The organism is Rhodobacter sp. CZR27 (genome assembly GCF_002407205.1).
Lineage (GTDB): Bacteria > Pseudomonadota > Alphaproteobacteria > Rhodobacterales > Rhodobacteraceae > Cereibacter_A.
In genome coordinates this window covers 1,288,923-1,311,672 of sequence record NZ_CP023548.1, presented here as the reverse complement: position 1 = coordinate 1,311,672, position 22,750 = coordinate 1,288,923, and the positions used below count along the sequence as shown (strand labels likewise).

Below are 22,750 nucleotides of genomic sequence, written 5' to 3'. Positions count from 1 at the left end.
CGACCAGCGGCAGGCCCCGGGCTTCGGTGCGGAAGCCGAAGACGGCGGCCGTCGCGGACAGGTCAGCGCTACCGGGCAACAGCGTCCCCTCGTTGCCCCCGCCCCGGCCGAGGCCGGGGATCACACGTTGACCTGCGTCCCCAGTTCCACCACGCGCGAGGCGGGGATGCGGAAATAGTCCGAGGCGCTGGTGGCGTTGCGGGCAAGGTAGAAGTAGAGCAGGCTCTGCCAGTGCGGCATCTTGCGACGGGTCGCCAGCCTGAAGCTGCGCCTCGACAGGATGAAGGAGGTCGACATGATGTCGAACTTCCAGCCCAATTTCCGGCAGAGCAGCAGCGCCTGCGGCACGTCCGGCTCCTCGGCATAGCCGAAGGTCATCTTCACCCGCCGGAAGCGCTCGTCGACGACCTCCATCGTCACGCGCTCGTCAAGCGGCACGCGCGGAATGTCCGCCGTGTGCATGGTCAGGATCACGTTCTGCTCGTGGATCGCCTTGAAGTGCTTGAGGGTGTGCATCAGGGCGACCGGCGTGATGTCGGGCGTGCTGGTCAGGTAGACCGCCGTGCCCGGCACCCGGGCGATCGACTTCGACTCGAGCTGGCGGACCAGGCTTCCCAGCGGGACGTCGCTGTCGCGCTCCTGCGCCATCGCGATGGCGGTGCCGCGCTGCCAGGTCCACATCACCAGAAGAAGGAAGGCCGCAATGGCCAGCGGCACATAGCCGCCGGCAAGGATCTTCATCATGTTCGAGCCGAAGAACACGAGGTCGAGCGCAAGGAAGGGCAGCATCATTCCCACCGCAAGCCAGAGCGGCAGCCGCCAGTGGCAGTGCGCCACGATCATGGTCAGAAGCGTGGTGATCACCATGTCGCCCGTCACGCTGATGCCATAGGCCGAGGCCAGCGCCGAGGACGAGCCGAAGAGCAGCACCAGCAGCACCACGCCCACCATCAGCCAGAAGTTCACCTCGGGCATGTAGATCTGGCCCTGTGTCACCTCGGATGTCACGCGGATGCGCAGGCGCGGCATCAGCCTCAGCTGGATCCCCTGCTGGGTCAGTGAATAGGCGCCCGAGATCACCGCCTGGCTGGCGATGACGGTGGCACAGGCGGCCAGCACCACCAGCGGCAGCACCGCCCATTCGGGATAAAGCAGGTAGAAGGGATGTTCGGCCGCGCCTTCATCCGTCAGGACGAGGGCGCCCTGGCCGTAGTAGTTCACCAGAAGCGCCGGAAAGACGAGGAAGATCCACGAGGCACGGATCGGCCGCTTGCCGAAATGCCCCATGTCGGCATAGAGCGCCTCGGCCCCCGTGACGGCCAGGAACGCCGCGCCAAGCACGATCAGGCCGAGCGTGCCGTTGTGGACGATGAAATCCAGCGCGTGGAACGGGTTCAGAGCCACCAGAACGGTGGGATGTCTCACCAGGCTCGCCGCCCCGCCGGCGAGGAGCACCAGGAACCAGACCAGCATGACGGGGCCGAAAAGCCCCGCCACGGCCGCCGTTCCCCGGCTCTGGACCAGAAAGAGCACGAGGATGATCGCGATGGCGATCGGCACGATGAAGGGCGTGAAGGCGGGCGTGACGAGCGACAGGCCCTCGATGGCCGAGAGCACCGAGATGGCGGGCGTGATCGCGGCATCGCCATAGAAAAGCCCCGCGCCGATCATGCCGAGCAGCAGCACGCCCTTGTGCCGATGCCCCATCGCGCGCTGGACCAGCGCCAGCAGCGAGAAGGTTCCGCCCTCGCCGTCATTGTCCGCCCGCATCACGATGACGACGTATTTCAGCGTCACCACGATGATCAGGGCCCAGGTGATCATCGACAGCACGCCCAGAACATCGGGACCCGTTATCCCGCCATGCCTGGCGCCGGTGGCGGCAAGCGCCTCGCGGAAGGCGTAGAGCGGCGAGGTGCCGATGTCGCCATACACCACGCCGATGGCGCTGAGCGCCCCGGCCAGAAGGCCGGCCTGACGGTGCGCCGGAAGGGTGGGAAGCGAGGTTGCCTCAGCGGTCATGCGTGCCTCAACAGTTGCGGTTCAGCAGAGCTTCGGCCCGGCCCGTGGTGGATGACAAGAATTCCGAACGGTTACGGCGACGCATCTCCCGAAGCGCGACCGCCAGCGACATGAGTGCCGAAAACGGATGCCGTGCGGAAGGTCCGGGGGCACTCTGGTCGGCGAGGCATTGCTGTCGCGCGCCCACGGCGGCACGGCTGATGACGAGCATGGGTATTGAGGGCATTTCGGGAGCAAGCCGCACGAGGCGACCATCCCGGACAGATCGGCGCCCTCGCCGGGCGCGATGAGCCGGCAGCCCCTGGTGCCCGCGCCGAACATGCGCCGGGGCAGCGGCTCCGCTTGCGTCGCGACCCGGACGGGCCTTCGTCCATGTCCCCGTTGTCATCGATGCCTGTGCCCGAACGCTCGACGGCTGGCGCGTCAGCGCCTCGCATGCCGACCGTGTCATGGATGCCGGGAGCAGGCAGTCATGAATGTCGCCAGGCCACGGGCATGGGCTTGGTCCACCACAGCAACCGCGAGGCACTCCTGCAATCCGGCATAGCGAGCCCCTCGCCGAAGCGGATCGACCCCTCCATCCGACGCCACGCCTCCGGCAAGCGCGGCGTGGTTCGATGCCCGCGACGGACGTCCGCTTCAGCGCTTCCAGGGCGGCGGCAGGATGTGACCACGCCGAACGGCAATCATCAGCAGGATCACGCCGGCGGTGGTGCAGAGCACCAGCGCGATCACCGAGGATTCCAGCCCGAAGCTGCCGCCTGTCAGCAGGTCCGGGCCCTCGATCACGTCCCGGATCAGGCCGGGAAGGGTGACGCCACCGGAAACGACGCCCGAGAAGATGGCCGACTGGGTATAGTTCCATGCCATGTGGAAGCCGATGCTCATCCAGAGCCGGCGCGTCAACAGATAGGCGGCCGCCAACAAGAGGCCGGCTTCGATGCTGATGTAGATCGCACCCTCGATCGTGCCGCCCGGATTGAGCAGGTGAATGAAGCCGAACACGAGAGAGGACACGACCAGCGAGATCCAGCTGCCGAACAGGTCCTCGACGGACCGGAAGACGACGCCGCGGAAGAAAAGCTCCTCGAAGATCCCCGAACTGAGCGCCATTGCCACGGCCGGGATCAGGAAGGACAAGGGGTTCAGCCCCTCGATGCGATACATGCCAAGCATCATCAGGATCAATGCGCAGCTGGCAAAGAGCCCGGCGCCAATCAGCGCTCCGGTGGCCCATTCCCGCCCCATGCCCGGCAGGGACAGTTCCGTCACCTCGCGCCGTTCGATGAACCTGCCCCAGCCCGCATAGATGGCCATGGCCAGCCCGCCCATGCCGATCGTGATGGCGATCGCCACGGCGGGAGTGGCCTTGAAGTCCTCCATGAAGCCGTTGTTCACGGCCATCATGTAGAAGATGATCCCACCCAGCAGAACAATGCGGGTCGGCGGGAACTGCAGGACACGCAACCAGAGCGGCCTGATGGCAATCGTCGAAACGGTCACGTCAGAACATCCTTTCAGCTCGTGTGGTGCGTCGTCGGACCACCCGCGACGGTGCTTCCTCCAGTGGTCTTCGGGACGGCTTCGCTCTGCCTCACCGAGACTGGTAGCGTCCTCCGGCTCCGGTCGTCCGTCCACGTCACGGCCGTCCCGGTCGTGCGCGGGATCCGACCGCATTGCCCGACCCCGCGCCGATGAAGGCGTTTGATCCCGATTGCCCCGAGCGTACGAGCCGTAAAATGGCCAGACTATCCATTTTGCGAAATCCGCCGTGTCTGCCCAATCGCTTCGTCCGGAGACGCTGCGGGCACCGCAACCGCACTTCCCCCGGTCCTGCACCCCCCATTTCCCATGCGGAGCGGGCAGCGATGCAATCAGGTTCCCCTGCGCTTCCGCCCCCGCCTGCCGGTCGGTCAGGGTGACCGCCGCTCCGAGCATCCGTTTCGGCGGTTCCAGGTCCGTCGAGGGGACAGGGATCTGCGAAGTCCCGGGCCGTCGGAACGGGTGCACGGGGACATGGACGACGTCGGAATGATCCGGCCGAAGACATGCCCGTTGGGCATGCCGAGAAGCGCCGCGCCACCCCGGGGGAACCGTCTGCATGACCCTTGGGAAGGCGGGAACGACCCTTCCCCGGAGGCTGGCATGGCGGCAGCCGGCAGAGTGCATCCCGGCAATGCAAATTCGGCAGGTGTCGTGGGGCCGGCGGGAGATTATCTCGGTGTTGCGGGCGAAGGCGCCCGTAAAAGGATGAAAACCATGAAATTCAAGGTCCCCGCGCTCCTGAACTTGGCTCTGGGTGCGGCTGATGTCTTCTTCGCGGCGGTGCGCGCCTCTGCCTGTGCCGAGCGACACGTGATGCCCGCCGCGCATGACCTCGCAATCCTCGGGATCGACCCGGCCGCGTTCCGCAGGATCGGTCGCGGCTGATCGGTTCCGCGGCCCTGAAGACAAGCAGAAGATCCGGCGCACGACCGTGGCGCCGGATCTTCTGTCTCGCGTGCAGCTGACCCCCTCTCAGGCCTCCTCTTCCTGGAAGGCCTCCTCGCGACTGCGGCGGAAGGAGGGGAGGATCATCAGCGCGAGCAGGATCACCGTCGCCACGAGCATGACCAGGCTGATCGGGCGCTCGACGAAGATGCCGGGGTCGCCTTGCGTGATCAGCATGGCGCGCCGGAGGTTCGCCTCGAGCAGCGGGCCGAGCACGAAGCCCAGAAGCAGCGGTCCCGGCTCGCAGCGCGCCTTGCGGAAGGCGTAGCCGAGAAGCCCGAACCCCGCGGCGAGCACCACGTCGAAGATCCGGTTGTTCATGCTGTAGACACCGATGCAGCAGAACAGCAGGATCGCCGGGTAGAGCAGGCGGTAGGGCACCGTCAGCAGCTTCACCCAGATCCCGATCATCGGCAGGTTGATGATCACGAGCAGCAGGTTGCCGATCCACATGCTGGCGACGAGGCCCCAGAAGATCTCGGGCTGATTGGTCAACACGGTCGGACCGGGCGTGATGCCGTGGATCATGAAGGCGCTGAGCATCATCGCCATCATGTTGTTCGAGGGGATGCCAAGGGTCAGAAGCGGGATGAAGGAGGACTGCGCCGCGGCGTTGTTGGCGGCCTCGGGTGCAGCGACCCCTTCGACGACGCCGGTTCCGAACGCTTCGGGATGGCGCGAGACCTTCTTTTCCAGCGAGTAGGCGCTGAACGAGGCGAGCGTCGCCCCACCGCCCGGAAGAAGCCCAAGCAGCGTTCCTAGCCCGGTGCCGCGCAGCACGGCCGGCCACGAGCGGCGGAAGTCCTCGCGCGTGGGCCAGAGCCGTGTCAGCGGCGCGAGCGTCACACCTGCGGAGCCGCTGCGCTCGAGGTTGGCGATGATCTCGGAGAATCCGAAGAGGCCGATGGCGATCACGATGAAGTCGATGCCGTCGAACAGCTCGATCGCGCCGAAGGTCAGTCGTTCGGCGCCGGTCTCGGCATCGGTGCCGACCATGCCGAGCAGGAGCCCCACGAGGATCATGCCGACCGCCTTCAGCACCGGACCGCTCGCAAGGATGGTCGCGGCCAGCAGGCCGAACACCATGAGCGAGACATATTCCGCCGGTCCGAACGACAGCGCGAAGCGCGACAGCGACGGGCCGGCAAGCGCGATGGCAAAGGTCGCCACCGTTCCGGCGAAGAACGAACCAAGCGCGGCCACGGCCAGTGCCGCACCCGCGCGGCCCTGCTGCGCCATCTGGTAGCCGTCCAGTGTGGTGACGACGGCCGAGGCTTCGCCAGGCAGGTTCACCAGCACGGCCGTGGTCGAGCCGCCGTATTGCGCGCCGTAATAGATCCCGGCCAGCATGATGATGCCGGCGAGCGGCGGCAGGTAGAAGGTGATCGGCAGGAGCACGGCGATGGTGGCGGTCGGCCCGATGCCGGGCAGCACGCCGATCAGCGTGCCGAGCAAGGCACCCAGCAGGCAGAAGCTCAGGTTGGCGGGCGTGAGCGCCTCACCCAGACCGAGCATGAGCAGGTCGATGAATGTCATGGTCTCCTCCCCGGGACGCTGACGGTCAGAACGGCCAGAGCGGGATCTGCACGCCGAGGCCGTAGACGAAGAGCAGGGCACTGGCTGCGGTCAGCCCCACCGCGAGCGGAAGGATCTGCCGCCAACGCCCGCCCGGATCTGCGAGGGACCCGGCCAGGATCAGCCAGAGCGAGGCCAGCACGAAGCCGAGATGCGTCGCCACATAGGCGAAGACGACGATCGAAAGCGTGATCACCGCGACCGGCCGCAGCCGGACCTGATCGATCGCCTGCGCCGGCCGGCGGAGCGCCGGCAGACCGACAGCCAGCCCCACGCCGATCAGCAGGACCGAGACGACGCGCGGAAGGAAGCCCGGACCCATCTGCGCCAGATGGCCGGCCTCCAGCCCCCGGCCGAGGATCAGGCCGAGCGTCCCCAGCCCTGCGAACAGCAGGGCCGAGAACAGGTCGGGACGGTTGCCCCTCGCGATGCCAGGCGCCGGCATCACTCGCCCTCGATCAGCTTGAAGATCTCGGTGTAGCGGGCGAGCCGCGCCGGCATGTCGGCCTGCCAGTCCGCGCCGGACTTGTAGGAGAGCGGCAGCGCCTGCTGCTTCGCCTTCTCGAGGAAGGCCGGATCGGCCAGCGCCACGTTCACCGCGTCAGAGATCTTCTGGCGCACGTCCTCCGGAACGTCGCAGCGCGCGGCAAGGCCCCGCTCGGAGGACATGATGACGTCGAAGCCCTGTTCCTTCGCGGTCGGCAGGTCCTCGGCCAGCACCGAGCGCGCTTCCGAGAACTGCGCGAGCGCGCGGAAGCTCGACTTCTCGCTGGTGGCGTACTCCCCGACGTTCAGGCCGATGACCTGCACATGCCCGCCAAGGAGCGCGGTCTTCGCCTCGTTTGCGCCGCCGAACGGCACCGCCGTCAGGTCGATGCCCGCCGCCTGCTCAAGCTGGAGCATGGCGAGATGCTCGTCGGTGCCCTTGCCGGTCGTGGCGACCGAGACGGCGCCCGGATGCTCCTTGGCGTAAGCGACGAGATCGCCGAGCGTCTGGAACTCCGAATCCGGCTGCACGATGAAGGTGCCCGGATCCTCGACAATGCGCGCGATGGGGCAGATCGCGGCCGGATCGTAGCGCAGCTTGCGATCGATCTGCATCGTAAGGAACCCCGGCGTGTTGAGCGACGAGACGGTGTAGCCGTCTGCCCGCGCCTGCGAGAGTGCCGTATAGGCGATCTCGCCCGAGGCGCCGGGCCGGTTCAGCACCGGGATCTGGGTGGCGAGCTCGGCCTCGAGGAACGGCGCGAGCGTGCGCAGCATGATGTCGGTGCCGCCGCCGGGGGCGAAGGCGACGATCATCTCGATCGGCCGGTCGGTCGGCCAGTCGGCCAAAGCAGCCCCCGTGGCGGCGATCGAAACGGTTGCGGCCAGGGCCGCGATCCTGGTGATGGACATGTGGTCTCCTCCCTTGTCCGCCCCTGCACCGTGCAGGGGCCTCCTGTCTCAGGCGTCTTCCGGCATCTCGCAGCCCAGCTTCCGCAGCGCCGCATCCACCCAGCTCCGGTCGTTCGTGCCGGCGGCAATGGCCGCCATCAGCTTCGCCTCGGCTTCCTGCTTGGCGACCGTTCGCGCGAAGACCTCTTCGGCCACGGCGAAGGGCACCGACAGCACGCCATCGCTGTCGCCCAGCACGAGGTCGCCCGGCTCGATAACCATGCCGTCGATGGCGACGGGCACATTGATTTCGCCCGGACCATCCTTGTAGGGGCCGCGGTGGGTGACTCCCGCAGCATAGACCGGCAGGTTCGTGGTCAGGAACGCATCCGCGTCGCGGATGGCGCCGTTCAGAACGAATCCCGCCACGCCGCGCCGGACGGCGTGCGCCAGCATCAACTCGCCCATCAGCGAGTTCGTGAGATCGCCGCCGGCATCGACCACGATCACGTCACCGGGGGCCGCGAGGTCGATGGCCTTGTGCAGCATCAGGTTGTCGCCCGGGCGCGTCTTCACGGTGAGCGCGGGTCCGGCGAGCGTGCCGTCGCGGTGCATCTTCTGCAGGCGGGGGCCGGCGGCCGTCATCCGGTGCATGCTGTCGCTGACATTGGCCACGGGAAGCGCGGCAAACCGGGCCACCAGGTTGGCGGACACCGCCTGCCCGCGTGTCAGAATGCGAAAGCCGATGGTCATGGGGTTCTCCTTCTCAGGGGCTGACGGGGTGGGCAGCCAATGCGGCGCGGTTGACGATCCGGGCCGACGGAACCGGGCGCCCAGACAGCAGATCGACGATGCCCTGCGCCGCCTCGATGCCGACGCGGGCGTTGGCGGCCTCGGTCACGCCGCCGATATGCGGGGTCATGACCAGCCGCGGCTCGCGCCAGAACGGATGATCGGCGGCGGGCGGTTCCTGGGCGAAGGTGTCAAGCCCGGCGCCGGCGATCCGGCCCTCGGCCAGGGCCGCCGCGAGGGCCCCCTCGTCGATCAGCCCGCCCCGCGCGGTGTTGATCAGGATCGCGTCCGGCTTCATCAGCGAAAGCCGCCGCGCGTCGATCATGTTCCGGGTTTCGGGCGTCAGCGGCGAATGCAGGCTGAGGATGTCGCAGCGCGCCACCAGATCGTCGAGATCCTTGACCGCCGTAACCCCTGCCGCGGCGACGGTCTCCGACGGGCAGAAGGGATCGTAGGCCATCACGTCCATGCCGAACGCCCGGGCATAGACCGCCGTCTGCCGGGCGATGGCGCCGAAGGCGACGAGCCCGAGACTCGATCCCGCCAGTTCGCGGCCGCGGAAGCCCGGCTTCTCCCACCGGCCGGCGCGCAGGCCGCCGTCGAGCGCGACGATGCGCTTCGCGACCGCAAAGAGCAGCGCCATGGCATGTTCCGCCACCGAGACGGCGTTGGCGCCCGTCGCGACCAGCACCGGCACGCCATGGGCGCTTGCCTGCTGCAGGTCGATGTTGTCCACGCCGACGCCGTGCTTCGCTATCACCCGCAGGCGCGGGGCGGCCTCGAACACCGCTGCGTCGATCCGGCCCATGCGCGAGATGATCCCGACCGGAGAGGCCGCGCGCACGGCATCGACAAGACCATCCCCGGCCGAATAGGGCGGCACATAGGCCGGGGCAAGACCTGCGGCCTCCAGCACGGCCACCGCGGCCGGGGCAAGGCTTGGCCCGGTGATCAGAACCTTGTCCGACATGCATCTCCCCGTTTCGGCATCGAGGCCCTTTGCCTCTGAACCCGGATAGCATTGAAATCTCTGGAGCAAAGACCGTATATCTGAACGTGATATTAAGGTTTTCTGAAACAATGGACACGCGGCAGCTGAAGACCCTTCTGGCGATCGTGGAGCATGGGAGTTTTTCCCGCGCCGCCGTGGCCGTTAACCTGAGCGTCTCCGCCGTGAGCCAGCAGATCCAGGCGCTCGAGGCCGAGGTTGGCGCGCAGTTCTTCGACCGGACCTCACGTCCGCCGAAGCTGACGGCGGCGGGGTTGCAGATGGTCGAGGCGGCGCAGGAGCTGACGCGGGCGGCCGACAACGCGATCGATGCAATCTCGGGGCGCCGAATCGTGGGGATCCTGTCGCTGGGCTCGGTGCGGACCAGCGCCCTGTCGCTGTTGCCGCGTGCGATCGTGCGGTTGAGCGCGGTCCATCCCGACCTGAGGATCAAGCTGCGCGTCTCGCTGTCCGAGATCCTGCTGCAGGATGTGGTCGCGGGACGGGTCGACGCGGCCATGGTGGCCGAGCACGGCAACTTTCCCCCGTCGCTGCGATGGCGTCCCTTCCTGCGAGAGCCCCTTTTCCTTGTCGCTCCGCCCGGATCGCCGATCCTCCCGGTCGAGGAATATCTTGCGCGTTACCCGTTCGTCCGGTTCCGGGCCAATGTCCCGCTCGCCCACCTGATCGACCTGGAGCTTGGCCGGCTGAACCTGCCGCTCACCGAAGTGGCCGAGATCGATACCGTCAGCGCCATCACGGCCTGCGTGGCGAACGGTCTGGGCGTGTCGGTCGTGCCGCATGTCGCGATCGCGGACTGCGCCGCTCCGCTGGTCCAGGTGCCTTTCGGTTCACCGCAGTTGCATCGGCAGATCGGCCTCGTCGAGCGGACGAAGGCGCCACGTGCCAAGCTCATCGACGAGTTGCACGGGCTGCTGGTTCGGGAGAGCAGCCCCTATGGTGTGGAGCCGACCGACCAGGAACGAGCCGCCGTGGCTTTGCCGCGCGGACGGCGTCTTGAGTGACGTTGAGTCAGGGCGGTTCGGCGCCTGCACCCGCAACCCCGCCGCTAGGTGCCGCCCCTGCCGCAGTCGGGCGTCTGTCAGGGAGACGAAGTTCGCCGGGGCGGGGAGGAGAGCCGCGTTCGGGATGGCGGGCCTTCTCGCGGGCGAAGGCGACCTCTACGCGCCTTGAGAGGCGGGAACATCCTCGTGCAGGCAAAGGATGTTTCCCTCGGGGTCGGTGAACCAGGCGGCTTTCTCCGACCCCAGCACGCACACGTGCCCGACCGTCTTGAATCCCGGCATGTCATAGTCCGAGAACACCACGCCGCGGCTTTCGAGCAGGTCGATGGAAGCGCGGATATCGTGCACCCGGAAGCTCAGCGCGGTATGCTCGGCCTTGGTCCCCTCGGGCCTGGGGAACAGCGCGATCTCGGTGCCGCCGCAGCGATAGACCACCTTTCCGTCGAGCCGTTCCTCACCGGCCGGCAGGGCCAGCGCCCGCTCGTAGAACTCGCGCGCCCGTGCAAGATCGCGAACCGGCAACATCACAGTGACCTGGCTGGCATCGAGATGCATGGCCCCCTCCTCGCCCGAGGGATGCAGTCTACTCCCGCATCGGTTCCAAGGCCAGCACCCTCAGGATCTGCCTTGCCAGGATGGCGGGCTTGGGATGCCGGAGAAGATACGAAGGACCGCTGCGGGAAGAGCGCGACACCGGCCTCGCCGGCACGTAATGCGCCTGTCACCTGTGCTGGCACGGGTTGTGTCGTCAGATGGTTCGGGCGCTTCGGCCGTCCTCCCGGAAGGGGGAGAATGTCCCCTTGCAGGCGCAGCCACCACCGGAAAGCGGGGCGCCCGCCGCTGCGCATTGACCTGCGGCCGGGGGCTGCGCCATGCTGAACCGTCCGAGGGAGCATGCATGAAGCCCGACCATCCGCACCACCCCGCCCCGGCCGACGCCGGTGCCCGCCGCGCCGTCCCGCCCGTCATCTGCTACCCGGTGGACACCCTGCCCCAACCCGATCTGGCGGGGCTTCGGGAGGCGCGCGTGGGCTGGCGTCTGACCGGCACGGTCCTGGTGCCGCCGCGCGAGGCGCGCTGCTTCGAGGTTCCGGCGGCGCATTTCTTCCGCATCGCCTCGGTCGAGGGGCCGCAGGTGGGTGACCTGAACCTGTGGAACGCGGGCGACCTCCGGGAACGGTTCTACTCGGGCAAGACCCGCGCGCTGCACGGCACGCATCTGTCGACGGGGGACCGGCTGTGGTCGGGCTTCCCGCATCTGCGCCCGATGGCCACGATCACCGAGGACACGCTCGACTGGTATGGCTTCGACGCCGACGGCGGCTCGGTGCATGACGTGATCGGCACGCGCTGCGATCCCTACACGCACCACCTGCTCTCGGGTGGGCAGTATCACCATTGCTGCCATTCGAACCTGACGCGAGCGCTGTCCGCGCACATGGGCCTGCCGCTCGCCGAAGCCGAGCGCCATATCCACGACGTGCTCAACGTCTTCATGTGCACGGGCTTCACCCGCGACACCGGGCAGTATTTCATGAAGGCCAGCCCGGTCCGACCCGGCGATCACCTGGAGTTCTTCGCCGAAATCGACCTGCTGGGCGGCCTCTCCGCCTGCCCCGGCGGCGACTGTTCGGCCGAACACTCCTCGGACGCGGCCGCCTGCTTTCCGCTGCAGGTCGAGATCTATGCGCCCGCAGCACCGCCCACGGGCTGGGTGCCGCCGGCCGGGAACGGCTATGACCGGAGCCATGGCGCCGTCTGAGGACCCGCCTCACTCGCCGACCGCAATCCCCTCGCGGCGGGGGTCGGCGCCGCCGCGGAGGCGGTCGCCGAACAAGATCGCGTACAGGCCCGAGGTCAGCGCGACCGGGATCACCTCGTGGCCGAGGAGCGGCTGGCGCAGCTCCTTGGCCGCCGTTCCGGCCTTGATCTGATGGGCCGCGATCCCCCTCAAGTCCTGCGCCTCGATCGGACGGCCCCGCCTCCTTCGCCGCCATGGCGGCCTGCGCCGCGGGCGAGAGGCTGTGGAAGGCGGCGGGGCGCGGTCGCGGCCTCAGACGCGACGTATCGCTCGCCTGCTGCGCAAGGGCCGGCGGGGCAAGCGGACTGGCGACGAGCAGAGACAGGGGGCGCAGCATCCTCCCGGTGGTGAGGCTCGATCTGGGCCCCCGCTCCGGCCGTCAAGGACGAGGCCCCGGAACCGCCGCAGCGATGTCGCGTTGGGACGGTTCCCATGTCATGAAAGGACGAGTGAATGACCGACCAGTCCCACCCCCAGGAGAAGGCCACCGACGCGCTGGGCGCGCTGCACGACCGCACCATCGATGTGCTCGCCGGGTTCGAGACCATGGTCGACAAGGCCGAGCCCGACTTCCGCCCCCTCGCCGAGCGCTTCCGAGGCCTGCACCAGCGCCACGCCGGGCAGATCGCGGCACTTCTGGCGGCGGCGGGCCGCGAGGCGGATGCGGATGGAACCTTCATGTCCACCGTGAACCGCGCCGTCGTCTCGATGCGGTCTCTCGTGGACGACATCGACGAAGACATCCTGAAGCAGGTCGAGAGCGGCGAGCAGCATGTGGTGGACGCTTTCGATGAGGCGCTCGCGCAGCCGCAATCCGCAGAGGCCAAGGGCCGGCTGACCGAGATGCGGCAGGAACTGGTCAGCCTGCTGGGCGAGGCGCGGGCCTGGCGCAGCTGACGCGCGGGCGGCCCGTCACGGCTGGATCCGCCAGCCGCAACGGAGATCCACCAGATGACGCCGAGGCAGAGGCCGGTGAAGGCGGTGGTCGCGACAAGGCTCACCCCCACCGGCACGCCCGCAGTGTCGAAGAACGACCAGCGGAACACCGACATGAGATAGCCCGCCGGATTGAACAGCGCGACTGTCTGCCAGGGCCTTGGCAGCATGTCCACGCGGTAGAAGCTGCCGCCGAGGAACGATGAAGGCGAGCTACTCTTTCATGGTTGCGCCGCCCACTGAGCGAAAACAGCCGAAGCTCCGCACCACCTCCACCTCTTCCTTCAGGCGACGGTTCCCGCGACGCAGTTCGGTCAACCCTGCCGCCTCGGCTTGTGGTCCGCGGATCGACTCAGCCGAACCCGCGGCTTCAAGTTCGAGCCGCCAGGCCTTCAGTTGGAATGACGTCACGCCGAGATCCCGTGCCACGCCTGCCCGAGTGGCGCCACGCTGGACCAGGCGCGCAACCACCTGCTCCTTGAACTCCGCCGTGAAGTGGCGGCGCGGTGTCTGCTCATCTCCGATTCCTTTCCCTGAAAGTCCTTCAACTCCCAGTCCGGGATCAGGGGGCAGGCTCAGTCCTGAGCCGGCACCGAGGCACGTTCCGCCGCGGACGCCCTCCCCGGTCGGGATCGGACGTGGGGACCGCGTCGACCCTTCCGTCGAATGATCAGGACGCAGGCCCATGCCCCGCGCCCGGCGGCTCCGTCAGAGTGTGGGCGCGTCCACAGGGGTCTCCGGGTTGACAACGGCGCGCAAGGGGGTGAGCATGATCCTTTTGGATTCCTGTGCGCGTGGTAAAAAATGGCCGTCATCACAGATCATTCCAGAACCCTGCTTTGCAATTCTAGCGGCGAAATCCACCAGTATGACATCAGTTCGGGAGCAACGCGCCTGGTCGCGGATACCGGGCTCGCCCTCACGGATATGGCGATGTCTCCCGATGGAACGCTGTATGCGATCACGGCGCACGATCTGTTCAGGATTGACCTGATATCGGGGCAGGCGCATCGCATTGCATCGCTGGATGCCGTTCTTTATGCCGGCGATGACGGCATATCATCGGCGAGCGGCTTTGACATCAGCCCTGATGGAGTTGCAAGAATTTCGTTCTCGGATAGCGCCGTGATCGTCGATGTGAACCTCGGAACCGGCGACATGACCCGGGTCAACAATCCATCCCACCTTTACAATGGAAGTCCCGGCGACATCTTCTTCGACTACACCCGGGATATGCCCGTATATTACGTGAGCACAGAGTCCTATACACTGGTGGAGTACCGACGGGTATTGGCCAATGGCGTCCCAAACGGCCATGAGATGGCCTATACCAGCACTTTCGTATCATCACAGATTGACGCGCTGATCGGGAAGATCAGCGGCGTCGACTCCGCCGGATTGCTCGGGGTGGTTGGTAGTCAGATCATCGACTTTGGCGTGCCCGGCGCTCCCTATTCCCTGAATTCGGTCGTAGCGACCCTCAATGGCCTGGGGCAGATCACCGGAGCGACGCTCGCTTCATCCTCACTTGATCTCTACCATTTCGGCAATGACTTCTCAAACCTTCTGGCGGGGGGTGCGACTTCCGAAATCCTGCTGGGACGAGGCGGCAACGATTCCATTCATGGCGGCGCCGGACAGGATGACCTTTACGGTGGCACAGGACACGACCTGTTGAACGGCGGCGCGGGAAATGATCGGATCGATGGCGGGACAGGTAATGACCGGATCGACGGTGGCGACGGCATCGACCAGATAGTCTTCAGTGGAGCCGTTTCGGTGACCGTCAACCTGGGTCGAACAACGGCGCAAGGTACGGGCCAAGGTATCGATGCCATTGCCAACGTTGAACGAGTAACCTCCGCCAGCGGCGCCGACCGACTCATTGGAAGTGCGGGCGACAACGTTCTGCGCTCCGGCTCCGGGAACGACACCCTGAACGGCGGGGCCGGGAACGATGCCTTGTTTGGCGGCACTGGCAACGACATCTTGGCCGGCTCTGCCGGCGCCGACGCGATCACGGGAAATGCCGGGCGCGACGTGATGACGGGAGGAGCCGAGGCCGACCGCTTCATCTTTGTGGCGCGGCTCGACACCGGTTCTACTGCCGCCACGGCCGACCGTATCACGGACTTCGTGCGTGGCAGCGACCGCATCGACTTGTCCGCGATCGACGCGGCGATCGGGCTTGCGGGCAACAACGCATTCGTGTTTCGCGGGACGGGAAGCTCGGGCACGGCCTCGTCGGGGGCGATCACCTACGAGCTGTACGACAATCCGGGTACAGGGAACGACCATACGCTGATTTTCCTCGACGTCGATGTGGACGTCGCGGCCGATGCGATTATTCGGCTTGACGGGATTCACAAGATCCTGGCCTCGGACTTCCTGCTGTGACCGCAGGTCATTGATCAGGATTTGGGGAGGCCGCCCGGCACGGTGTTCACCGCCTCGAACGACTGCAGCATGCGTCCATGGCCGAGGCGGTGTGGAAACTCTCGGACAGGCGACCCTGCGGGTAGTTCGTGCGTCCCGCGGGGCCGACGATCGGTCAGGAGCCGTCAGGGACGTCCAACCGTTTTGGCGGGCGGCCAATTGCGTTTCCGGCGCTTGTTTCCGCCGATCAGCCGGGAATCGCCTCCATCAGGCGTCGGACGCCGATCAGCGCGGCCATCCGCTTCATGTTGTAGACCGGCACGTTCGGCGCCATCTCGGTCCGGACGTTCTTCAGACGCCTCGTCAGGAAATGGGTCGTGCCCATCCAAGCCTTGAGGGAGCCGAAGACGTGCCCGACCGTGCAGCGCCAGAGCGTCATCGGGGGTCGGGGTCGGGATCGCGGCCGAGGCGTTCCCGCATCGCGTCGATCAGGTGCTCGTGCTCCCAACGGGTGATCCGCCGCTCCGTGCCGCTCGTGCAGCGGCGCTGGATGGGACAGGTCTGGCAGTCGTTGACCCGGTATCGGCGGACCTGCAGGCCGCCTTCCTCGCGGTTGCTGCGGTAGGTCAACTCGTTGCCAGCCGGGCAGGTGTAGATGTCGCGCGCCGGGTCGTAGAGAAAGTCCGTCTTCACGAACATGCCCTTCGCCTCGCTGCCGGAGGTCAGGGGTCGCGGCACGGTGGTGGTGACCCCGGCTTCGTGGCAGGCGAGGATCTCGGTGCCGCTGAAGTAGCCTTGTCGGCGATCGCGTGCAGGTCGTCACGGCCAAGTGCCTCCTTGGCCGCCGTCGCCATCGGGCTCAGCTGGTCGCGGTCCAAACCCTGGTTGGTGACATCATGGGTGACGATGATATGGTTTCGGCATCGACCGCGCACTGCGCGTGATAGCCGACCAGCTAGTTGTGCCGCGCGCTGGTCGCCATGGCGCGGGATCGCGCGACCCTGGGCAACCGGGTCGGTCGCGCCTGCTTCCACCTCCGGCCGATCGACGAGCACCTGCGCTGGCATCTGAAGGCCGCCGACCGCCTGTTCATGGATGAAACGACGGCGCCGGTGCTCGATCCCGGCCGACGAAGGACCAGGACCGGCTTCTTCTGGGCCATCGTGTCCGACGACCACCATGCGCCCGGTCGCGGTGCCGTTCACGCCCTGCGGTTCCTCGAGGGCTATCGCGGGCAGTTCCTGCAGTGCGACGGCTTCGATGCCTATGGGAAGCTGACGGAAGTCGTTCGTCCCGAGGGCTCCTGGCTTCTCGTCCATTGCTGGACCCATGTCCGCCGCCGCTTCGTGAAGCGGCTGCAGAGCGACGGCTCCCCCATCGCCGAGGAAGCCCTGCGCCAGATCGCCCAGCTCTACGCGATCGAGGCCTCCGTCCGCGGCCAGGCGCCCGAGATCCGGCGGGCCACCCGCCAGGAATTGTTGGCACCGATCGGCATTGCGTTCCGTCGCTGGCTCGAGGCGCAGCTCTCCCGCATCCTACGGTCCTCAAAGCTGGCGGAGGACATCCGCTACACCCTCGGCGTCTGGCCGGGCCTGGTCCGGTTCCTCGACGACGGACGGCTGGAGATGGACACCAACCCGGTCAAGAACCAGATCCGCAGGTGGACCTCACGCGGAAAAATGCGCTGTTCGCCGGTCACGAGGTCGGCGCCGAGAACCGGGCAATGCTCGCCTCGCGCGTGGCCCCCTGCAAGATGAGCGACGTGAACCCGGTGAGCTATATCGCCGAAACCCTGCGCGCGATCCTCGACGGTCACCCGGCAAGCCGGATCGAAGACCTAGGCTCCAGACCCATTGATTTTGGGCGGATCGCGTGATTCAGGCCTCGCAAGGAGACCTGACCGATGAGCAACCTCTACTGGCTGTCCGAGGCGCAAATGGAGCGCCTGAAGCCGTTCCTTCCCAGGAGCCATGGCAAGCCCTGTGTCGACGACCGGCGTGTGTTGAGCGGCATGATCTTCATCAATCGCAGTGGCTTGCGGTGGTGCGACGCGCCCAGGGAGTATGGGCCGGCGAAGACCCTCTACAATCGCTGGAAGCGTTGGAGCGAGAACGGAGTCTTCGCCCGGATCATGATGGGCCTGGCGGCCGAGAGAGCCGAGCACAAGACGATCATGATCGACGCGACCTGCCTGAAGGCGCATCGCACGGCCTCCAGCCTGCCGCTGCCAACGTATGGCCCGCCCCGGTGCAAGCGCCGATTGGGTGACAGCGTGATCAGTCTGCACAAACGTATCCGGCATGTCGGCGCCAGTGCCGCTGCCAAGATGGAGATCCGCGCGTCCCGATCCTCATAAAGGGGCCGGCCTCGGAGACCAATTTTGACCGGAGGCTTTCGAGACGCCGTTCAACTGTCAGGCCATCTTCCTCTCACCACTCGCAGCTTGTCGTGTCCGTCCGAGGACTGGACGGACACGTGTTTCGTCAGCCCACCGCCAACGGCACAGGTGTATCGACCCAGTGAAAATCTGCTCATGCTACAAGGAGTAAGGTAGCGATGAGTGTGACGATGGACGACCCGATCAAACGCTGGACGGCGAAGCGCAAGACGGCGCTCGTGGTGGAGATCATCCAAGGCACTTGTGAGGGACCGTGGCGCCAGTGGCGCCGCGTAAGCCCGAACAAGGACGGTGGCCGAGGCCAGCCGGTCCTATGATCTCTCGCCTTCCGAGATCGAGGGTTGGGTCGAGGATGCCAAGCGGGGGATGGATATCGAAGGGGACCGTGGCCGCAGTGCGGCCGCGTAAGCCCTGGAGATGGCGCTCCGCGCCAACCCGCTCGACATCCGCGAGCAGTACGAGAAGCAGCTGAAGGACCTTCAGGAAGCCTATGGCGAGGCGATGCTGGAGCTGCGGGCGAGAAAAAAGCTCCAGGCCCTGCTGGATGCGGCGGATCGAGCCATGGAGCCGCCACTGGTCCGAGGCCCATGGCGAGGAAATGATCCAGAGCATCCAGCAGGGCCTTCTGGCCGATGGGATCACGGTGCCGCTGACCAAGCTGTGTGCGTGGTTCGGCGTGCCGCGGCGGACCGTGTACTACAAGCCGACGAAAGCTGCGCCGAAGGTTGATCCACGATTTGCCGAGCCGATCAAGGCCATGATCGAGCAGGAGCCGTCCTTCGGCTACCGCACGGTCGCCTGGCTTCTGGGCTTTCAACAAGAACACGGTGCAGCGGGTCTTCCAGATCAAGGGCTGGCAGGTCCGCAAGCGCCCGATCGGAATGCGACCCAGGATAGAAGCGGTGCCCTCGGTGGCCCAGGCCCCCAACGAGCGCTGGTCCACGGATCTCTGCCGGGTCTGGGCCGGGCGCGACGGCTGGGCCACGCTCGCCCTGGTGATCGACTGCCATACCCGCGAGCTTCTGGGCTGGCACCTGTCGCGCTCGGGCAAGGCCTCCACGGCCGCGAGCGCGTTGGAACACGCGCTGATCAACCGGTTCGGCACACTCGGCCGGGTGACGAAGGAGTTCCTGCTGAGGTCCGACAACGGCGTTCGCCATGGGCCTCGGACCAGTGGCGGCACCATGGCTCACTCTTCACCAGTCGCAAATACACGGCCCTCGTCCGCAGCTACGGCCTGAAGCAGGAGTTCATCACCCCGCATTGCCCGCAGCAGAACGGCATGGTCGAGCGCGTGATCCGGACCCTGAAGGAGCAGTGCGTTCACCGCCAGCGCTTCGACAGCCTCCAGCACGCGGCACGCGCCATCGGCGACTGGATCGCTTTCTACAACCATCGCCGCCCGCATCAGGAGCTGGACATGAAAACCCCCGCCGAGGCATTCGCCTTGGCGGCTTAACCTGTGCAGATTCCGCTGGGTCGATACAGCCGCGGCGTCTCGACACGCCCCTGGCACTTGCGGCCCTGCACTCAGCCGTGGCCAACCGAAACCCTCCCGAAGGCTGTCTCCACCCTACGGACAGGGGCTGCCAATACGCATCTCAAACCTACCGTGATGCCCTTCAGGCCGCGGGTCTGCGTGGTTCCATGAGCAGCGTCGGAAACCCCTATCACAACGCGCAGGCGGAAAGCTTCATGAAGACACTGAAGGTCGAGGAGGTCTATCGGGCCGGATACGAGACCTTCGCTGATGTGGCTGCCCGCTTGCCCGTGTTCATCGAGCAGGTCTACAATTCGAAACGACTGCACTCCGCCCTCGGCTACCGAACCCCCGAGGAATTCGAAACCCTATTCGCCCGCAAGGCGGCTTAGCTTGGACGGCCCCCGTGGTCCAGCCCGCGGGGTTCACTCCATGCCCGGGTCAGTTCTGCGTGGAAATCAACAGTCGAGATGCTCTTCGCGCATCTAAAACGTATTCTGGGACTCAGCCGGCTGCGACTGAGGGGGCCATTGGGAGCGAAGGACGATACTCGCCGCCACCGCCCAGAACCTCCGGAAATTGGCCAAGCTCTGCCTGACAAACGCCCCCGCGATGCAGATCGGCTGAGAAAGTCGACCATACACGCGACAGGCGTGGAAGCGGCGGGCCGAAAGAACGCGCGCAATTGCTCCCGGTCAAAACCAACTGAGAGTTTTTCAACAGCATCGGCTGCTCGGTTCCTCGCTGCAGCGCGCTCGACTGGCCGCTTCGGAAGCCTGCGCCGGGAGGGTCGACCGGCGGCTCAGCGTCGGTCGGTTCTATTCGAGGGCGCTGTCCCGCAGCGGTCGCTTTTGCCCTTCGCCCACGGTCCGGCTTGGAACATGGGGTCTCACCAGCTTCGCCAGCCTGTGATACCTTCGATCGGCTCTGGCGGCACGGGCTGTGTCACGAGGTAGTTCTTGCGCTTCTCGTAGAAGGCGTTCCCGCCCGTCACGAGGACATAGTGCATGTTGTCGTAGGGGAACCGGTGGCCGGCGGTGTGGAAGAACATCGCGTTGCCGATCATCGGGTGGCGTTCGTGTAGAGCGTCAACCTCCTTGGCCGTGACCGACAACCAGGATGGCCGGTTTTGACCGCTGCGGTCGTTGGTGTTAGTCGGCGCTGATCTCCCTCTGCTTGTCGTTGATGTTGTCGGTGGCTTCGACGCCGATGTTGTCGCTGGAGGTTGTCGGCGCAGCGACAGGCTCCGTGGATCGGCGTCGTGCGGCGGCGCGTCGGCGGAAGCTCTCGCCGTTCATCTCGAGGATGGTCGCGTGGTGAACCAGCCGGTCGATGGCGGCGACGGTCATGGCCTGATCGGGGAAGACGCGGTTCCAGGCGCTGAAGGGCTGGTTGGCGGCGATGGCGAGGCTTCTGGTCTCGTAGCGCCGGGCGATGAGCTCGAAGAGCACCGAGCTCTCGGCCTGGTCCTTCTGGGCGTAGGTGATGTCGTCGAGGATAATCAGGTCGAATTTGTCGAGCTTCGCGAGGGCGGCCTCAAGGACGAGGTCGCGGCGCGCGGCCTGCAGCCTCTGCACGATGTCGGTGGTGGGGGTGTAGAGGACGCGCTTGCCGGCCTCGACGAGGGCATGGCCGATGGCACAGAGAACGTGGCTCTTGCCGGCGCCCGAGTTGCCGATGGCGATGAGATTGGCGCCGGTCTCAACCCAATCCCCGGCGGCCAACGCCTCGATGCGGGCCCGGGTCACGCCGGACAGCGCCTTGAAGTCAAGCGTTGCCAGCGTCTTGCCGCCGGGAAGTTCGGACTGCTGCAGATGGCGCTGGATGCGGCGGGCATCGCGATCGGCGAGCTCGACCTCGGCCAGGGCTGCGAGGAAGCGCGAGGCGGGCCAGCCCTCGGCGTCGGCACGCTCGGCGAGCATCGGCCAGTGGCGCTGGATGCTGGGCAGGCGCAGAGCCGTGAGCATGGCGGGCAACGCATGCACATCGACGGGGTGCGGGGCAGCGGCGGTCATGCGCGCGCCTCCAGCAGCTCGTCGAAGCGGGCCAGATCGGTGAGGTTGACGGGCGTGTCGTCGGGCAGCTCGCGCCGACGCGGCTCCAGCTTGCTCCTTAGCGCATGGGCTTCGGGCAATTCGCCATGACCGAGGGTGTGGGCAATCAGCGCGGCCAGTTCAGCCTCGCAGCCCTCCGCATGGGCAAGCCACAGCAGATCGACCATGCGACGGCAGGCGTCGCGGCGCGGCAAGGCGGCGGACAACGCAACCCAGGCCTCGGCGTATTCCGATCGCGGGAACAGGCCGTCGCGGTAAACGGAACCGGCCAGCGCCTGCGGCTTGCGGCGCAGGGCGTGGATGACAGGGCGATAGTTGACGCAGTGGACGCGGGCGCCGTCATCGCGGCCGCGACGGCGGGGGTGCGTGACGACAGGGGTCGCTCCGAGAAAGGCCTCGATCCGGTCGTCGTAGACATGGACCCGCAGGCGCTTGCCGATCAGCTGCGAGGGTGCCGAGTAGAAGACCTGGTGGACCAGAAAGCCCCCGGTCTTCGTGACCCGCGCGACCACTTCGGTGAAGTCTGTGGTGCGCCGGGCCGGCAGCGGCCTGAGCGCCGCCATCTCGATGCGCACCGCGGACTCGCGCCGGCGGTTGCGTCGGGCGACCAGTTCATCGACGAAGCGGCGCCAGCTGGCGAGATCGGCGAAGTCGCGGGAGCCACGCAGGATCAGGGCCTGGTCGAGGGCGACCTTCAGGTGGTTGTTGTGGGCCTCGACCGATCCGTTCTCGTGCGCCTCGCCCGGGTTGTTGCGGCTGGCGAGCATGCCGTAGTGGGCGCAGAACGCCTGATAGCGGCTGGTGACATCGGCCGCCGCTTCGGTGTCGAGGTTCCGGTAAGCTGCGGACAGGCTGTCGGTTCGGTGCTCGTGCGGGACGCCGCCAAGGGTCCAGAGTGCGTTCTGGAGGTTCTCGGCCAGCGCCGGGAAGCTCTCGCCGCCCAGCACCACGGCGGCATGTTCCCAGCCGCTGTAGGCCAGGACGAAGTGGTAGAGGCGCTGCTCCAGCGGCTGCCCCGCGATCGTCACGCAGAGTTCGTTCGCATCGGTGAAGTCCGACAGGGCCATCCGGCCGGGCTCGGGCGTCTGACGGAAGATCACGTCGCGCTCGGGGCCGTTCAGGGCACGCCAGTCGCGGACGCGCCGCTCGAGCGTCCGGCGCACGCGGTCGTCCGGGAAAGCCTCCGGGTCGCTCATCTGAAGGTGCCGCAGCAGGGTCACGGCCTGAACGGCCGGATCACGCGCGAGGATCGGCAGCAGCACCGGCTCCCACACCGCCTCGAGCGGGTCGGGCACGGTGCGGCCCCGGGGGGCCGGACGTTGCGAGGGAAGGCGCGGATCGGCATCGATGCGGCGGGCGGTGCGCTCGCTGAAGCCGGCGCGGGCGGCGGCGACACGCTGGCTGTGCTGGAGACGGTCGGTCATGTAGACTCTCAA

The 22,750-nt window shown here is 66.8% G+C and carries 24 protein-coding genes and 4 pseudogenes; 14 read left to right on the top strand and 14 right to left on the bottom strand.

Going from position 1 to position 22,750, the window contains the following annotated elements:
- Positions 1-120: 120 nt before the first annotated feature.
- The gene (locus tag CK951_RS06480; RefSeq protein WP_096785372.1) at positions 121-2,022 is read right to left on the bottom strand and encodes a potassium transporter Kup; all 1,902 of its coding nucleotides are present in this window, start codon (positions 2,020-2,022) and stop codon (positions 121-123) included.
- Between the two features lie 639 nt (positions 2,023-2,661).
- Positions 2,662-3,525, bottom strand: coding sequence for a CPBP family intramembrane glutamic endopeptidase (locus tag CK951_RS06475; protein ID WP_096785371.1), 864 nt, complete (start codon positions 3,523-3,525; stop codon positions 2,662-2,664).
- A gap of 756 nt (positions 3,526-4,281) precedes the next feature.
- On the opposite strand from CK951_RS06475, the gene CK951_RS21345 reads away from it, so the two are divergent.
- Complete coding sequence (locus CK951_RS21345; RefSeq protein ID WP_198402412.1) at positions 4,282-4,452, top strand: hypothetical protein; 171 nt, start codon at positions 4,282-4,284, stop codon at positions 4,450-4,452.
- An 87-nt stretch (positions 4,453-4,539) separates the two neighbouring features.
- Here CK951_RS21345 and CK951_RS06470 read toward each other — a convergent pair whose 3' ends face one another.
- The 5 genes from CK951_RS06470 to CK951_RS06450 are packed head-to-tail and all read right to left on the bottom strand — an operon-like array spanning position 4,540 to position 9,226.
- Positions 4,540-6,048 carry a tripartite tricarboxylate transporter permease gene (locus CK951_RS06470; protein WP_096785370.1) on the bottom strand — a complete coding sequence of 503 codons (1,509 nt, stop codon included), beginning with the start codon at positions 6,046-6,048 and terminating at the stop codon, positions 4,540-4,542.
- A 25-nt stretch (positions 6,049-6,073) separates the two neighbouring features.
- Positions 6,074-6,532, bottom strand: coding sequence for a tripartite tricarboxylate transporter TctB family protein (locus CK951_RS06465; RefSeq protein ID WP_096785369.1), 459 nt, complete (start codon positions 6,530-6,532; stop codon positions 6,074-6,076).
- Positions 6,532-7,485 carry a tripartite tricarboxylate transporter substrate binding protein gene (locus CK951_RS06460; protein ID WP_096785368.1) on the bottom strand — a complete coding sequence of 318 codons (954 nt, stop codon included), beginning with the start codon at positions 7,483-7,485 and terminating at the stop codon, positions 6,532-6,534. Before CK951_RS06460 ends, CK951_RS06465 begins: the two co-directional genes overlap by 1 nt.
- Positions 7,486-7,533: 48 nt before the next feature.
- A complete protein-coding gene (locus CK951_RS06455; RefSeq protein WP_096785367.1) occupies positions 7,534-8,217 on the bottom strand; it encodes an RraA family protein in 684 nt (227 codons plus the stop codon).
- Between the two features lie 13 nt (positions 8,218-8,230).
- On the bottom strand, positions 8,231-9,226 hold the full coding sequence (locus tag CK951_RS06450) for a hydroxyacid dehydrogenase (RefSeq protein WP_096785366.1): 996 nt from the start codon (positions 9,224-9,226) through the stop codon (positions 8,231-8,233).
- 110 nt (positions 9,227-9,336) lie between these two features.
- Between CK951_RS06450 and CK951_RS06445 the strand changes: the two genes are divergently transcribed.
- Complete coding sequence (locus tag CK951_RS06445) at positions 9,337-10,269, top strand: LysR family transcriptional regulator (RefSeq protein ID WP_096785365.1); 933 nt, start codon at positions 9,337-9,339, stop codon at positions 10,267-10,269.
- 156 nt (positions 10,270-10,425) lie between these two features.
- On the opposite strand, the gene CK951_RS06440 is transcribed toward CK951_RS06445, so the two are convergent.
- On the bottom strand, positions 10,426-10,824 hold the full coding sequence (locus CK951_RS06440) for a VOC family protein (RefSeq protein ID WP_096785364.1): 399 nt from the start codon (positions 10,822-10,824) through the stop codon (positions 10,426-10,428).
- Between the two features lie 343 nt (positions 10,825-11,167).
- On the opposite strand from CK951_RS06440, the gene CK951_RS06435 reads away from it, so the two are divergent.
- Positions 11,168-12,031: a DUF1989 domain-containing protein gene (locus CK951_RS06435; protein WP_096785363.1), complete on the top strand. Its 864-nt coding sequence runs from the start codon at positions 11,168-11,170 to the stop codon at positions 12,029-12,031.
- 9 nt (positions 12,032-12,040) lie between these two features.
- Here the strand turns inward: CK951_RS06435 and CK951_RS06430 are convergent, their stop codons facing one another.
- Positions 12,041-12,223 carry a hypothetical protein gene (locus CK951_RS06430; RefSeq protein WP_096785362.1) on the bottom strand — a complete coding sequence of 61 codons (183 nt, stop codon included), beginning with the start codon at positions 12,221-12,223 and terminating at the stop codon, positions 12,041-12,043.
- A 300-nt stretch (positions 12,224-12,523) separates the two neighbouring features.
- Here CK951_RS06430 and CK951_RS06425 point away from each other — a divergent pair, with 300 nt between their 5' ends.
- On the top strand, positions 12,524-12,967 hold the full coding sequence (locus CK951_RS06425; protein WP_096785361.1) for a PA2169 family four-helix-bundle protein: 444 nt from the start codon (positions 12,524-12,526) through the stop codon (positions 12,965-12,967).
- 252 nt (positions 12,968-13,219) lie between these two features.
- Here CK951_RS06425 and CK951_RS06415 read toward each other — a convergent pair whose 3' ends face one another.
- Positions 13,220-13,693 (bottom strand): transposase, encoded by a 474-nt coding sequence (locus CK951_RS06415; protein WP_096785360.1) that lies wholly within the window; start codon positions 13,691-13,693, stop codon positions 13,220-13,222.
- A gap of 117 nt (positions 13,694-13,810) precedes the next feature.
- Between CK951_RS06415 and CK951_RS06410 the strand changes: the two genes are divergently transcribed.
- Positions 13,811-15,403 carry a calcium-binding protein gene (locus CK951_RS06410; protein WP_096785359.1) on the top strand — a complete coding sequence of 531 codons (1,593 nt, stop codon included), beginning with the start codon at positions 13,811-13,813 and terminating at the stop codon, positions 15,401-15,403.
- A gap of 226 nt (positions 15,404-15,629) precedes the next feature.
- On the opposite strand, the pseudogene CK951_RS06405 reads toward CK951_RS06410, so the two are convergent.
- A pseudogene (locus CK951_RS06405) lies at positions 15,630-16,503 on the bottom strand (transposase); the annotation flags it as partial.
- Between CK951_RS06405 and CK951_RS06400 the strand changes: the two are divergent.
- From CK951_RS06400 to CK951_RS06375, 9 genes and pseudogenes are all read left to right on the top strand, one after another.
- Entirely contained in the window at positions 16,426-17,139 is a 714-nt protein-coding gene (locus CK951_RS06400; protein ID WP_394341565.1) for an IS66 family transposase, read from the top strand. The pseudogene CK951_RS06405 and the gene CK951_RS06400 overlap by 78 nt on opposite strands.
- Positions 17,136-17,258 (top strand): transposase domain-containing protein, encoded by a 123-nt coding sequence (locus tag CK951_RS21890; RefSeq protein WP_198402411.1) that lies wholly within the window; start codon positions 17,136-17,138, stop codon positions 17,256-17,258. Before CK951_RS06400 ends, CK951_RS21890 begins: the two co-directional genes overlap by 4 nt.
- Before the next feature lie 27 nt (positions 17,259-17,285).
- Positions 17,286-17,630: pseudogene (locus tag CK951_RS06395) on the top strand (transposase); the annotation flags it as partial.
- 320 nt (positions 17,631-17,950) lie between these two features.
- A complete protein-coding gene (locus tag CK951_RS21610; protein WP_232520597.1) occupies positions 17,951-18,097 on the top strand; it encodes a hypothetical protein in 147 nt (48 codons plus the stop codon).
- 100 nt (positions 18,098-18,197) lie between these two features.
- Positions 18,198-18,509: a hypothetical protein gene (locus CK951_RS21605; protein ID WP_232520596.1), complete on the top strand. Its 312-nt coding sequence runs from the start codon at positions 18,198-18,200 to the stop codon at positions 18,507-18,509.
- Between the two features lie 98 nt (positions 18,510-18,607).
- Positions 18,608-19,021, top strand: coding sequence for a DDE-type integrase/transposase/recombinase (locus CK951_RS21330; protein WP_232520595.1), 414 nt, complete (start codon positions 18,608-18,610; stop codon positions 19,019-19,021).
- 41 nt (positions 19,022-19,062) lie between these two features.
- Positions 19,063-19,239, top strand: a complete 177-nt coding sequence (locus CK951_RS21600) for an integrase core domain-containing protein (protein WP_232520594.1) — start codon at positions 19,063-19,065, stop codon at positions 19,237-19,239.
- 188 nt (positions 19,240-19,427) lie between these two features.
- Positions 19,428-19,652, top strand: a complete 225-nt coding sequence (locus CK951_RS21320; protein ID WP_198402469.1) for an integrase core domain-containing protein — start codon at positions 19,428-19,430, stop codon at positions 19,650-19,652.
- 69 nt (positions 19,653-19,721) lie between these two features.
- A pseudogene (locus CK951_RS06375) lies at positions 19,722-19,887 on the top strand (IS5/IS1182 family transposase); the annotation flags it as partial.
- 262 nt (positions 19,888-20,149) lie between these two features.
- On the opposite strand, the pseudogene CK951_RS06370 reads toward CK951_RS06375, so the two are convergent.
- From CK951_RS06370 to istA, 3 genes and pseudogenes are all read right to left on the bottom strand, one after another.
- Positions 20,150-20,338: pseudogene (locus CK951_RS06370) on the bottom strand (cell wall hydrolase); the annotation flags it as partial.
- 73 nt (positions 20,339-20,411) lie between these two features.
- A complete protein-coding gene (istB, locus tag CK951_RS06365; protein ID WP_096784779.1) occupies positions 20,412-21,275 on the bottom strand; it encodes an IS21-like element helper ATPase IstB in 864 nt (287 codons plus the stop codon).
- A complete protein-coding gene (gene istA / locus CK951_RS06360) occupies positions 21,272-22,738 on the bottom strand; it encodes an IS21 family transposase (RefSeq protein WP_157764584.1) in 1,467 nt (488 codons plus the stop codon). Before istA ends, istB begins: the two co-directional genes overlap by 4 nt.
- Positions 22,739-22,750: the final 12 nt, after the last annotated feature.